Source organism: Streptomyces sp. NPDC002676 (assembly GCF_053592455.1).
The window spans coordinates 1-11,800 of record NZ_JBSFVT010000050.1 but is presented as its reverse complement, the minus strand read 5'-3'; the positions used below and the strand labels follow the sequence as shown (position 1 = coordinate 11,800).

Annotated in this window: 10 protein-coding genes and 5 pseudogenes; 6 read left to right on the top strand and 9 right to left on the bottom strand. The window is 67.1% G+C overall.

Annotated features, from left to right (window positions below):
• The first annotated feature begins 162 nt into the window (after positions 1-162).
• Together ACWD3E_RS42740 and ACWD3E_RS42735 are read left to right on the top strand one after the other, a co-directional pair.
• The gene (locus ACWD3E_RS42740) at positions 163-471 is read left to right on the top strand and encodes a transposase (RefSeq protein WP_451392855.1); all 309 of its coding nucleotides are present in this window, start codon (positions 163-165) and stop codon (positions 469-471) included.
• Positions 468-1,247, top strand: a pseudogene (locus tag ACWD3E_RS42735) (IS3 family transposase); the annotation flags it as partial. The gene ACWD3E_RS42740 and the pseudogene ACWD3E_RS42735, both read left to right, overlap by 4 nt.
• A 32-nt stretch (positions 1,248-1,279) precedes the next feature.
• Here the strand turns inward: ACWD3E_RS42735 and ACWD3E_RS42730 are convergent.
• The 4 genes and pseudogenes from ACWD3E_RS42730 to ACWD3E_RS42715 all read right to left on the bottom strand — a co-directional run.
• The gene (locus ACWD3E_RS42730) at positions 1,280-2,947 is read right to left on the bottom strand and encodes an IS1182 family transposase (RefSeq protein WP_451392854.1); all 1,668 of its coding nucleotides are present in this window, start codon (positions 2,945-2,947) and stop codon (positions 1,280-1,282) included.
• Between the two features lie 246 nt (positions 2,948-3,193).
• Positions 3,194-3,466 carry a hypothetical protein gene (locus ACWD3E_RS42725; protein WP_451392853.1) on the bottom strand — a complete coding sequence of 91 codons (273 nt, stop codon included), beginning with the start codon at positions 3,464-3,466 and terminating at the stop codon, positions 3,194-3,196.
• A 517-nt stretch (positions 3,467-3,983) separates the two neighbouring features.
• Positions 3,984-4,727 (bottom strand): hypothetical protein, encoded by a 744-nt coding sequence (locus ACWD3E_RS42720; RefSeq protein ID WP_451392852.1) that lies wholly within the window; start codon positions 4,725-4,727, stop codon positions 3,984-3,986.
• 472 nt (positions 4,728-5,199) lie between these two features.
• Positions 5,200-5,358, bottom strand: a pseudogene (locus ACWD3E_RS42715) (IS3 family transposase); the annotation flags it as partial.
• Between the two features lie 21 nt (positions 5,359-5,379).
• On the opposite strand from ACWD3E_RS42715, the gene ACWD3E_RS42710 reads away from it, so the two are divergent.
• On the top strand, positions 5,380-6,309 hold the full coding sequence (locus ACWD3E_RS42710; RefSeq protein WP_451392856.1) for a hypothetical protein: 930 nt from the start codon (positions 5,380-5,382) through the stop codon (positions 6,307-6,309).
• A gap of 95 nt (positions 6,310-6,404) precedes the next feature.
• On the opposite strand, the gene ACWD3E_RS42705 is transcribed toward ACWD3E_RS42710, so the two are convergent.
• The 4 genes and pseudogenes from ACWD3E_RS42705 to ACWD3E_RS42690 all read right to left on the bottom strand — a co-directional run.
• Positions 6,405-6,908: a hypothetical protein gene (locus tag ACWD3E_RS42705; RefSeq protein WP_451392851.1), complete on the bottom strand. Its 504-nt coding sequence runs from the start codon at positions 6,906-6,908 to the stop codon at positions 6,405-6,407.
• 390 nt (positions 6,909-7,298) lie between these two features.
• A pseudogene (locus tag ACWD3E_RS42700) lies at positions 7,299-7,433 on the bottom strand (steroid 3-ketoacyl-CoA thiolase); the annotation flags it as partial.
• Between the two features lie 293 nt (positions 7,434-7,726).
• Positions 7,727-8,839, bottom strand: coding sequence for an outer membrane protein assembly factor BamB family protein (locus tag ACWD3E_RS42695; RefSeq protein WP_451392850.1), 1,113 nt, complete (start codon positions 8,837-8,839; stop codon positions 7,727-7,729).
• Positions 8,840-9,620: 781 nt separating this feature from the next.
• Positions 9,621-9,764 (bottom strand): annotated as a pseudogene (locus ACWD3E_RS42690) (IS256 family transposase); the annotation flags it as partial.
• A gap of 156 nt (positions 9,765-9,920) precedes the next feature.
• Between ACWD3E_RS42690 and ACWD3E_RS42685 the strand changes: the two are divergent.
• Positions 9,921-10,106 (top strand): hypothetical protein, encoded by a 186-nt coding sequence (locus tag ACWD3E_RS42685; RefSeq protein ID WP_451392849.1) that lies wholly within the window; start codon positions 9,921-9,923, stop codon positions 10,104-10,106.
• Between the two features lie 324 nt (positions 10,107-10,430).
• Here ACWD3E_RS42685 and ACWD3E_RS42680 read toward each other — a convergent pair whose 3' ends face one another.
• Positions 10,431-10,568 (bottom strand): hypothetical protein, encoded by a 138-nt coding sequence (locus tag ACWD3E_RS42680; protein ID WP_451392848.1) that lies wholly within the window; start codon positions 10,566-10,568, stop codon positions 10,431-10,433.
• An 80-nt stretch (positions 10,569-10,648) separates the two neighbouring features.
• Here ACWD3E_RS42680 and ACWD3E_RS42675 point away from each other — a divergent pair, with 80 nt between their 5' ends.
• Together ACWD3E_RS42675 and ACWD3E_RS42670 are read left to right on the top strand one after the other, a co-directional pair.
• Positions 10,649-10,939 carry a hypothetical protein gene (locus ACWD3E_RS42675; RefSeq protein WP_451392847.1) on the top strand — a complete coding sequence of 97 codons (291 nt, stop codon included), beginning with the start codon at positions 10,649-10,651 and terminating at the stop codon, positions 10,937-10,939.
• 35 nt (positions 10,940-10,974) lie between these two features.
• A pseudogene (locus ACWD3E_RS42670) lies at positions 10,975-11,708 on the top strand (IS5 family transposase); the annotation flags it as partial.
• Positions 11,709-11,800 lie beyond the last annotated feature (92 nt).

Sequence of the window (11,800 nt, the reverse complement as noted above, 5' to 3'; positions counted from 1 at the left end):
TGATGCGGTCGGATGAGTGATCGTGCCGATCGCGTTCCCACTGTTCGACCCTGCCGGGCAGTGCTCCGGGCCGGGGCTTTCTGGGCGGGGTGAGTTGGGCTTGATCCGCTTTGACGGACATCGAAGATCAGGGGTTTCGGCCCCAGAAGGATGATGTCCATCATGGAGAGCATGGGGAAGAAGAAGCCGCGTCCTCGCCGCTCGTTCACGCCGGAGTTCAAGGCCGAGATCGTCGACCTGTGCCGTCGCGGTGACCGGTCCGTCGGTCAGATCGCCAAGGACTTCGACCTGACCGAGACCGCGGTGCGCGACTGGGTGAAGCAGGCCGAGGTCGATGCTGGCGAACGTGACGGCCTGACCAGTAGCGAACGTGAGGAACTGGCCCAGTTGCGGCGGGAGAACCGCCGGTTGCGAGAGGACGTGGAGATCCTCAAGCGGGCCACGGCTTTCTTCGCGAAGGAGACCCGGTGACGGTGCACCCGTTCATCGAGGCGGAGAAGCAGGCAGGCCACAGCGTCAAACGGGCGTGCGAACTGCTGGAGGTCTCCCGTGCCGCCTTCTACGCCCGCCGCACCAGCACACCCGGTCCCCGGGCCGTGCAGAACGCGGAGCTGACCGAGCAGATCACCGCCGTCCACGCCCAGTCCCGGGGCACCTACGGCGCCCCGCGCATACACGCCGTCCTCAAGCGTGAGGGGATGGCCTGCGGCCGCAGACGCATCGCCCGGCTGATGCGGGCTGCCGGGCTTGCTGGCCGGCACCGCAGACGCCGACGCCGCACCACGGTCCCCGACCCACAAGCGGCCGCCCGCCCGGACCTGGTCCTGCGCGACTTCCGGCCCGACCCGACCGCGACAGACGCCCGCTGGTGCGGCGACATTACCTACATCCCCACTGACGAGGGCTGGCTCTACCTGGCCACCGTCATCGACATCGCCTCCCGCCGGGTGGTCGGCTGGGCTACCGCCGATCACCTGCGCACCGAACTGGTCGCCGACGCACTGCGAGCCGCCTGCCGCCAGCGCCGCCCCGCAGGTTCCGTGATCTTCCACTCCGACCGCGGCTCTCAATACACCAGCCACGAATTCGCAGTGCTGGCAAGCCAGTTGGATATCCGGCTATCCGTCGGCCGCACCGGCCAGTGCTGGGACAACGCGCTGGCCGAGTCGTTCTTCGCCACCTTGAAGAACGAGCTGATCGGCACTCAGCCCTGGCCGAGCAGGTCCGCCGCCCGCACCGCGATCTTCGAGTGGATCGAGAGACCCCGTTGCCCAATTGCTTATGCGGCAAGGTCGAGGGCAGCGAGGTGTGATGTCCGGGTGGGGGCGAGTGGTTGCCCGGTCCACCAGGCGTCGATGCGGATGAGGTTGATGGCAGTGGCTGTGAGGATGTGTGCGAGGGCGGTCTTCCGCAGTCCTGCGTAGCGGGTGCGGCGGGCGCCAGTGGCGGTGACGGCCTGGTGGATTGTGCCCTCCACGCCGGAGCGGATCGCGTAGACGGCCTTCCACTCCTCGGTTTCCTGCTCGGCTCGGACGCGTTCGAGGACGGCGTCTTGATCTTGCGGGCGGACGGTGAGTTGTCGGCCGTAGCGGGTGGAGCTGGTGCACTGCGAGCGAGCCGGGCAAGGCGCGCAGGTCTCGGTGGCGAAGCGGATGCGGATCGCGGGCCGCTGGTTGTTATCGAGTCCTTCGGTCCAGTAACGGCTGTGAGCGCCGTTGGGGCAGGTCGCCTGTCGGGCGTCCCAGTCGATGGTGAAGGATGTCTTGCCGTAGCCGGCGGCCTGGACAGTGTGGCGGGTGTGCGGCCTGACCGGGCCGATGACGCGGACACCGCGCTGGCTGGGCGCGGTGAGCAGGAGCTCCGCGGAGATGTATCCGGCGTCCATCAGGTGTTCGCCGGGCAGCAGGTGCTTGGCATGGAGCCGGTCGTGGATCTCGTCGACGACCACGGGGTCGCCGACCGTGGCGTCCGTGGTGACCACGTGTGTGATCAGGTGGGGTCGGCCGCTCTCCTGGGCGTCGCAGGTCTCGGTGAAGTGGACCTTGTAGCCGTCCCAGGCTGAGCCGCGCTTGACGGCGTTGCGGGAATCAGGGTCGTAAGGCGAGGTGATCCTCGCTCTGCTGGGCGGGAGATCACTCTTCCCCCGCCAGGCCACCTCCTGCACCCCGTCCATGACCGTCCGCTGAAACTGCTGCAGCCACACTGTCCGCAGGATGCCGACCGCGGGCACCTCCCGCAGCCAGTCGGGAGCGGCTGGCGCGAAGGCCGCCTCAAGGAACAGGTAGCCGTCGGCGGCAATGCGCCAGGTGAGTTGGGTCCGCTCGTTCTCATCACTTGGCAGCCGATAGGAGTCCATTCGGGCCCCGTACTGTTTCTGCCAGGCCGGGGGCGTCCAGGACGCGAGCCACTGCGGTGCGGCGACGGCGACCGCCTCCAGCGCGGCCCGCAGCGTCTCGCCGACGAACTCCAGGCGGTTGAGGTCCCTCACCGCGGCAAGCACGTGCGTGGAGTCGGTGCGCTGCCGGCCCCGGCCTGCCACCAGCCCCAGCTCCGTGAGCCGTTCCAGCAGCAGATCCAGGATCTCCTCCTCCAGACTGTGGGCCAGGAGACGGTCGCGGAACCCCGTCAGCACGGTGAAATCGAAGCCCGGGTCTGCCAGATCGAGGCCAAGCAGGTACTTCCAATCGATTCTCGCGCGCACCGCGTGGGCCGCCTGGCGGTCGGTCAGGTTCTCCGCGAACTGCAGCACGCTGACCAGCGCCAGCTGGCCCGGAGCGACACCGGGGCGGCCACGCACGCCGAAGGCGGACCTGAAGACCTCGTCGTCGAACAGCGGACCGAGCGCGTCCCGCACCCGCATCGCCAGACACCCCTTGGGAAACGCTGCCCAGGCAACCACCCGCGTTCCCTCAGGCACCTCCCGACCCGAGTCCGCCCGCATCGACACCCAACCCCTCCGTCCCGAGATCGAGGCGGGCTCGCGACCCAAGCCTCCGACCTCAGGCTCCACCCCTCAACCACCCACCAAGGCAGAGATCAGACGCATTCACCCAATTGGGCAACGGGGTCATCGAGAGCTGGTACAACTTGCACCGACTGCACAGCAGCCTCGGCTACCGCAGTCCCGTCGACTATGAGGCCGCACTCGCCGCCTGACCACCACACCGATGGTGTCCGTCAAAGCGGAACAAGCTCACTCCTCCCCATCATGCTGGACCTCGAACTCGAACTCGTACTCGTAGTCGACGTGGGAGTGCACCACGAACGCCTCACCCGAGGGGCGGAGGTAGAGGTACCAGATGACACAGTCCTGCTGATCCCGCAGGAATCGCACGAGGAAGGAACCAGGCTCGACCGGACTGGGGAGTGGTTCCGAGATGTCGGTCCAGCAGCCGGTCACCGAGACCTCGTCCAGCAAGCCGTACAGATTCGCGCTGGTCTGGAACGTGACGAAGTCCTGTGGCAAGTCAGGCTCCTGGTCGCCAGATCCTCCGCCAAGCCATTGAGCTTCGTGACCTGCTCAGGGGCGAGGCCTCGGGCGCCACCGAGCCATGGGAAGGCTCCTGTGAACTGGCTGGAGTCGAGCGGCGGCAGGCTCTCGTACGGGTAGCGCTCGTAGGTGTAACGGCAGGCGCGGTACTCGCCGAGATCGGTGGCGCACCACACGGCGTTGAAGCCGACCGAGGACAGGACAGACCCGGATCGTTCATCTGGCATCGGAACCCCCGTTGATCACAGCGAGCGGAGTTGTCGGCGCCAGCCTGGCAGCCGCCACCGACAACTCCTGCAACGGGTGGGCCAGACCGGCTCCCCCAGAGCGGGGTAGGGGCGAACGTTGCCTGATGCGGCACTAGCTCGGAAGATCGCGTATGCGAGAGTGTGCTGACCTGGCGGGGCGCTGACTTGTATGTTCCGTGGTCGCTTGCCGACGCTCGCCGCTGTTCCCTGCTGCTTCCCTCTCATCGGGCACGCCGGGGGCACGACTATGAAGGGGTGCGAACAGCGGCGTCCAGCACTTGCGACTGGGCGTTGACGAGATCGCTCGGGATGCTCGCCCGCGTCCGGGGGGTATCGGAAACGGCCTTGTAGATCGCCAGTGTGGACCCGTGGCGGATGACGGCCACACTGACGGGGGACTTCAGACCGTCCTCACCGGGCTCGACGACCCACTTGAGACGGAAGGCGACCCCTTCATCGCCTTGCGGGGGAGCGTTGGTGGCGTCGACGTCGTCGTACCTCACCTTCATGGCACCCGCGCCCGCCTCATATCCCTCGCAGGACTTCAGGCTCGTACGAAGCTCTTTTATGACTCGAGGGGCATCCGCTGAGCGGTAGGACACCAGGGTGAGGGTCGCAGGGTGGCCCTTCGTGCCTGCGATGCGCTGCACACTGCCGACGGGGGTGTAGCCGCTGGCTCCATCCACCGCGGCGCTGACCGGCGCGCATAGCGAAGGGGCGGTGTTGGTACGGCGTGCGGCATGGATGACGCCATTGCCCACACCTTTCGTTCCCGCTCCGATCTCTTCCACTTGGACTCCTGGAAGATCATGCGCGTCCACTACGGCATCTTCGAGCTGCTGTTGAGAGAGCACACGTGTCTTCTGCTCCGTGCCTCCGCTGACCGTCGCTGTCGGGGAGCCTCCGTCATGCTTGCTGCCGCAAGCCGTCATGCCGATGGCCATCAAAGCCACGGCCGCCAGGTGTCTTTGCCCGATGGCCCTGCTCATGGGCTCTCCCCTTTGTTCGTACGGTGACGAGGAAGGATACGGCAGGTCATCGGGGGTCTTCACCGTCAGGCTGCGTGCCGGGGTCGTCTTGCTCAACCCACCACTTTCCCCTGCTCTCATCCCGTGCGCCGTCGTCGACCCACACACCGTGGAGCGGGCGTGGTTCATGGCGTCCAGGTGGAGCGCGCCACTGTCTGAACGACCAGGACGCCATGGGCCGCGTCTGCTCAGCTCTGCCTGGGTCGATGGTGTGCGGGATGGGAGCTCCCGACATTTGCCACGACGGGCCTGTGGTCGGCGGCGGCGCCCTCTCTATCCCGGTGCCGGCCGATCTCCCGACGGAGGCGTGTGGGGGCCGGGCCCAGGAGCCAGCCCGCGCCTCGCGCGGGCATTTGATGAAGTAGGGAGCGTTGTACCGCACCCATGATCAGCAACCGCTCGGGTCTGATGCAGGTTTGGGTGACAGGTTCGGTCACGCGGCCTGGAGGGCCGGTGTGGTCATGACGGCCTCGAATTCGACGGGTGTCAGCCGGCCGAGTGCGGCCTGCCTGCGGCGCCGGTGGTAGGTCCTCTCGATCCAGGACACGATCGCGATCCGCAGTTCTTCACGGGTGGACCAGGTCCGGCGGTCGTCTCGGCTACCGTTCCATGCATGCCTTCTGCACTGGACACGGCTCAGGGAGCGGCCGAGTTCGCCGAGTCCTTGCTTCCTCCGTTCGGGAATTGCTGGCTGCATACTCAGGCGGTGGCTGTCAGGGCTCAGGAGGCTTCCGCGGCTGTGTCCGACTCTGACCGGGATCTCCTCGTCGCCGCAGCGTGGCTGCACGGCATCGGTTATGCCCCAGAACTACGTGACACAGGGTTCCATCCCCTCGACGGTGCCCGCCATTTGGAAGCGCTGGGGGCGCCGCCGCGCCTCGTGCGGCTGGTTGCCCACCACTCGGGGGCCGTGTACGAGGCAGAGCAGCGCGGGCTCTCGGCAGAGCTGGCCGTCTACGAGCGGGAGGACTCCCCGGTCCTCGACGCGCTGGTCTTCGCGGACATGACGACCGGCCCCGGCGGGCAGTCCTTCGACTTCGACGTCCGGATCGATGAGATCCTGGTCTGCTGCGAACCGGGGAGCGAAGTGCACGACGCGATCAGCAAAGCGCGCCCCTACCTCGGCGCTGCGGTAGAGCGCACCCAGCGACGGATCGCGGCGTTCACGTCACTGCCGCTGAGCCAACAGGCAATCATCGACAGAAGCACCTGGTGGCCTCCGACGCTCTTCGCAGTGGAACACCAGGACGTGGAACTACTGGCTCGCCTGCTCGACGCCGGCGCAGACCCTGACGAAGGCAACGGTGTGACTCCGCTTACGCACGCGATTGGCACGGAAGGCGACGTCGCGCTGCAGAGCGGTGATCCGCTCACCGTGGCAACGACGGCTGTGCTCCTCGCGTACGGCGCAGACCCCGAGCTGCCCGATGCGACTGGCGAGACGCCGCTCCAGGTAGCCCACTCTTACGACCACGCCCCCGCGATCCGGTTGCTGCGCCGGCATCTGCCGGGCGATCGCTCCGGAAAGCCTCAGCCGATGTGAGGTGCGGCTGTGGGGCGCCCGGGTCATCGTGTACGCGAGGCGCGGCCACTGTCGTACGTGAATCCCGTGTATGGCGCAACACCTGCCGGTGGGCCTCAGTGCCGCTGTGCAGCGGTGAGTCGGTCGACCTGTTTCCGGATCACGTCTTGCGGGAACGAGGGGCGTGCGCCGATGTTCAATTTGTCGAAAGTGACGATGACGGATCCCGCCCGGACTACGGTGTAATCGCGTTCATTGAGCCGGTGGTCCTTCGGCATGGGGGTCGTAGTCAGGAACCGCACGGCTTCGTCTCCCAGGCGAGGTGCTTTCTCCGGGGCCAGCTTTGCCCTGTATCGGCCCACATAGCCGGTGCCCGTGTAAGACCGGCAGGTCTTCAGAGCGTCCTGAAGGCGCCTGAAGGCAGCGACCGCCTTGTCGCCCTCGTAGGAAGCGAGCGTCGATCCCCCGCCCCAGATGTCGTGCTTCCAGTTGAAGACTTGTGATACCTGGGCGAACGCTCCTTGGCCGTTCTCGACATCGATCCAGGTTTGGCATGCCGGGTCTGACACCGGTGGGAATGACGTGCGCTTGCCATGGTCCTCTGCCTCGGCTTCCTCCAACGGAGCCGCGAGGTGAGCACTTCCCCGTCGTGAAGGGCGAGCGCCTTGAGTTGCCGGACGCTCAGCGGGGCGGCGTCCGTGGCGTGCGAGGCCCGTGCTCGGGCCGTCCCCATCCCATGCTGCCCTTCGTGGCTGCTCCCGCAGCCTGCGACCAGAACAGCAGCGACCAGGATGAACGCACCACGTCTCGCCGAACCATTCCCCACGCCTATGGCCTTCCCCGTGAGCGGGATCGCCAGGGTGACGATCCATGTGCGCCCAGAATCTAGCCGGTCAGCCGCGGGAGCGTTCGGCTCGTGCAAGGTCTTCGGCCACGTGACCTCGGCCGCGATGTTGTGCAAACGCGCGGCATCGCACGGCTGTTCGCGGCCCAAGGCCGGATGGCGTCATTCACCGTCGCTGAATGGTTGTCCCGGTGGCCAGTCCACCGCCCGCGCACGTCGTGATCCACGCGCACTCCTTGTCCGCGCGCTCCAGTTCGTGCAGGGCGGTGGTGATCAGGCGGGCGCCCGTCGCGCCGACCTCGCCCGCTGCGCCGACTGCGGCGCGCTACACCGGGCCGTGGCGGCGACTTGGCGTCCCGCCCCGCGCTGCCTGATCTGCGCCGTGCTCGCGCCGACCGCCACCTAGCCGCCCCGCCAGCCTTCGCCCGGGTAGTCGGATGCTCGCCGTTCTGCAGACGTGATGGCACTTTCTGGGGCCAGGCCTCCAAACGGATTTATCGTTGTAGGCCACCGTGACTGGACGAGTCAGCCGATCTGGCTTGCGTCCTGCGTGTTTTGGAACCCTGCGCGGTTACTGTCGCCCGCGCCGAGGCGTCAGCTGCTGGTGGGGTAGGCGAGCAAGCTGGAGTCGACCAGGACGATGCCCGCCGATTCGTCAACGAGTAGCGGGGCGACGCCCGGGCTTGGCAGGTCTTTGCCTGTGCGGGCGTCGAGGGCGACCGCACCGTTGTCGGTCGTGCCGTAGACACGGCCGTGCCAGGCCGTGGTGATTTCGGGAGCGATACGGTCAGCCTGCCGGTCGGGAAGCTGCCACACCACTTTGCCCGTGGAGGCATCCAGGCCGTAGACGACGTAAGAGGCGGCGCCCATGCCGTAGCAGATGAGCATGCTCCGGTCGTCGTAGGTACAGGCCGAGCCGGCGAGGTCGGCTGGGAGGTTGTGCAGGGTACGGCCGGTGCGGGGGTCGGCGAGGCGGTCGTAGGACCCGTTGTCGTAGTCCTTGCCGTGGACGCGGAGCTGGCGCGGGCCGGCCGGGTCTGCACTCACCCATTTGCCGAGGGGGCCCTGCCAGAGACGTCTGCCGGTGGCCAGGTCGAAACCGGCGGGCCGCTGGTCAATGCCGATGTCGTCTTCCAGCAGTGCTCCCGCCACCGTCTGGCCGGTGACTGCGCTGGCCTGGAACTTATCAACGCTCCAGACCTGGCGCGGACCGTTCAGATCGATGCCGTAGGCGGCAGCGCGGGCATCGTTGGAAGTGGAGACACCGATCACGGCGATGCCGTTGTCCGCGCCGATGGCTGAGGCTTTGGGGTCGGCTCCCGTGGCCCACTCAGGCAGCCGCAGGGTGAGGCGCCACATGGCTCGGCCGGTATCCGCATTGGTGCCGGTGACCTCGACCACCGTGTGACTTGCCTGCGTCCCCGTGCCCGTCTGCTCCACCACGAAGGGAGCAATGACAGTCGGGGTGCCGTGGGCACTGACGAGCAACGGGGCGTCGGCGTGGTTGATGTCCTTCCACCCGTCACCCGTTTCGACCGGTGTGCGTTCAGGCGTGACCGTCGCGGTGACCCGGCCCGTTGCGGTGTCCATGGCCTGCATCTGGCTGGTAGTGGCAATGAAGGCGGTCCCTTTGTAGAGGGCCACCGGCAGGGGGGCATTCAGCGTCCCGCCCATGGTCAGACGCCCGGCGATGGCCTGCTCCGGCAACTGGACTGAGTGGCCGGTGGCGAACCTCGCCGGCGGATCGTGAACCGGACGCGATGGCGCGCTTGGTCCGGCCGACACCGGCGACCTCGTCTTCGAGGACGTCTCGTCACTGCCATGACCGCCACAACCTGCCAGCGCACCGAGGACGACAACTACCGTGCATACCCGCCACGTTGATGCCCGCATCGACCGCACGCTGCTCATTCTTCCCCCGAGCCCCAACGAACCTGACGCCGCGCCGGTGCTCACTCTAGAGGCGGCTTCTGACAAGCACCCACGCACAGTTGTCTATTTGCGCCACCTCTGCAGCGACCGAGAGGCGGCACACCACCCAGGTCACCAGCGACGTCGAGCGACCACGTTCTCCAGGCCCTCCAACCCGCGGCTGCGCGCGGCGTGGTGCTACAGCTTGATCTGCCCTGTCAGCCACCACTTGAGCTATTTCACCAGGCTCGGTGCCACCCAGGTGCGGCTGTCGTCCTCGTGGTCCCAGACGAAGAAATCTGTGGCCTGGCCTGCCCCGGGGAGCCGTCGCATGTTTTGTCGCAGTGCAGGCCAGTGTGTGCTTGTGGGGTGAGTCTTCTGGCGTGTCGTGCGGCGTGGGGCAGCGACTCGCGCGACGCATTTCATGATCAGTGGATGGAGTGCGCAGGACGCCGTTGTCTGGGGGCTGTACTTTGCCAGCCCCACAGGCGGCTGTGCGCCAGAGATGTGCCGTGTCTGCCGACGGGTGGGGACACGCCTTCAGCCGTCGGGGATCGTGTCCCACCGGGTGGTGTAGTCACCGGTCGAGTTGACTCGGTTTCGGCTGTGGAGGAAGCTGGGGGTCGTTCCCGCTCGGTTCGGCGGTGAGAAGTTCGGCCATGGAGCCTTCGGATAGGTAGCGGCGGTCGAAGACCTTCCACTCGTCGTGGAGTTCGGCTAGGGCCTGTCGTTTGGATCAGGGCACAGGCGTGGTGAGGGATCCGGGCGATGGCCGGGAACGACCGGCCGAGGCTCAAGATGGGCTCAACTCGCTGGAGTCCGGCTCGTCTGCGGTGCATCCTCTTCGACAAGACCACGTACACCAGGGGGAATACCGATGAAGACCTTGCTCGGCCGAGTCGTGATGCGCGTTCGCGACGTCGTTTCCGGACGCCAGGATCTCAAGGAGTATGGCGACCCGGAGGCTCATCGCCACGGGCCCCACAACCGCGACGCCGACCTCGCGCACCACTACATCCCGACACCGCCGCCGGCCTCCATGAACTTCCCCACCGGCATGTAGACGGCGCGCGCCCGAACACGGGTGCGTCGTTCAAGTGGCGCTCGGCGTACGGCCTGGGAGCTCTCTTTCGGATCACTTGGTGGCGGTTCGATCTCAGGGCCTGCTGAGTCCGAAGGAACTGCTGCCTGCGACGATGCGCTGGTGAGCTATGACGTTGCGGTGTGGGACGGCGAACACGGGAGCCGTCCACTTCTACTCCTCGGCAGGCTTCGAACCGCGCGGAACCTTGCTGAGTAAGGAACTGGGCACGCGCTCAGCTGGCGGCGGTGGTCGTGGTACCGCGACGCCGCGAGGTCCTCGGCCGGCGCCGGGCTCGGGTTCGTCCTAGCCGGCGACGACGTCGTCTGCCTCGACCTCGATCACTGTCTCGACGACGGCGAGATGTCGCCGTGGGCGCAGGGCGTGATCGACACTGCGGCCGGGTGCTGGGTCGAGGTGTCCGCAGGCGGCGACGGGCTGCACGTCCGGAGGGCTAGGCAGTTTTGTTTGGATCAAAGTGGGGGTGAGTGATGGCGGCGGTTCTCCAGTGCCACTCTGGAGCGATGCGATCTGGAACCGACAGCACCGAGAACGGCCTGCGGCATCTGCTCAATGAGTGGGATCCGATCGGCGTCGCTGACGATGTGCAAGACGAGTACGACTGCATGCTCGCCCCTCTCCTGCAGCGGCTTCAGGGTGGCAGCGACCAGGCGGAGATCGGTGAGTTCCTGCGGCATGAGCTGGAAGATCACTTCCGTCTCACCCCGCTTCCGTCAGAGCCGGAAGCGATGGCTGCCCGGGTGATGTCCTGGTGGACAGCTTCCGGCAAGGCCGTTGGCGCCGGCGGCGTGTAGTCGCTCCCTCCGTATCGTCTGCTCGTTGTCCGGGTGTGCCGTTGACTGACGCGCAGTGGGCGCGGATCGAGCCGTTGCTTCCGGACCGGACACCGAAGCGGGGTGGCCGGTGGCGGGACCACCGAGAGGTGATCGACGCCGTCGCCTGGAAATTCCAGACCGGGGCGCAGTGGGTGCGGCTGCCGGAGAAGTACGGCAACTGGCGAGGCGTCTATAACCGGCTGCGGATGTGGTCCGCTGATGGCACGTGGGAACGGGTGTTCACCGCGCTTGTGGCACAGGCCGACGCCGATGAGGAGCTGAACTGGGTCGTCTCGGTGGACTCCACGATCGTGCGAGCCCATCAGCACGCGGCTGGAGCCCGCAAAAAGGGGTCCCAGCTGGCGAGCCGGACGACCATGCCATCGGCCGGTCCTGCGGCGGGCTGACCACGAAGATCCATCTCGCGGCTGACGGCAACTGCCGGCCCCTTGCCTTCCATCTCACCGCCGGGCAGGCCGGTGACGCGCCTGCCTTCGCTGACGTGATGGCCCGCCTGCGTGTTCCCCGAAGGCGCGGACGGCCCCGGACCCGGCCAGAGGTAGTCCTCGCAGACAAGGCGTATTCGTCGCGGGCCATCCGTGAACACCTCAGGCGGCGCGGCATCCGGGCGGTCATCCCCGTGCTGGCCGATCAACGCGGCCACCGTCTGAGACGTGGCAGCCGGGGTGGCAGACCACCCGCCTTCGACCGCGAGACCTACAAGCAGCGCAACACGGTCGAACGCTGCATGTGCGCCACGAGGCGCCTTGTTGTATCCCCGGCTCAGCCGGGAGGAATTGGAGGGATATTCCTGGGCCTGATGGCTCACCTGGATCCGAA